This window comes from Zoogloea sp. LCSB751 (genome assembly GCF_002028455.1).
In the GTDB taxonomy this organism is placed as follows: domain Bacteria; phylum Pseudomonadota; class Gammaproteobacteria; order Burkholderiales; family Rhodocyclaceae; genus Zoogloea.
Genome location: NZ_MWUM01000208.1, coordinates 1 through 270, shown reverse-complemented (window position 1 = coordinate 270; position 270 = coordinate 1). Strand labels below are relative to the sequence as shown.

The following is a 270-nucleotide window of genomic DNA, read 5'->3' as shown; positions in this document are numbered from 1 at the left end:
ACACTTATACTAAGTCTCTGGGAATCAACTCTATCTTTTCTTTCAAAAGAGAGACGCTTACCCGTTTACCATAGCGGCCAAAAGTGATCCCTGTTTTACTATGTCCCGCCAACTCAGCCACAATATGCTCAGCAACGTCCGCCTGCTGTAACTCATCGATGAAGCTATGCCGCAGCCCGTAAAGCGTGGGACGGCCCTGACCTACGATGCCAGCATCATTGAGGTGGCGTTGGAAGCGACAGGTGATGTTATGCGCCCAGTCGTCGTCTT

At 50.7% G+C, this 270-nt stretch carries 1 protein-coding gene; it reads right to left on the bottom strand.

Features of this window, described 5'->3' with window-relative positions:
- Positions 1-4 precede the first annotated feature (4 nt).
- Positions 5-270, bottom strand: a 266-nt coding sequence (locus B4920_RS26355) for a hypothetical protein (protein WP_216820057.1), incomplete at its 5' end; no start/stop codon positions are given.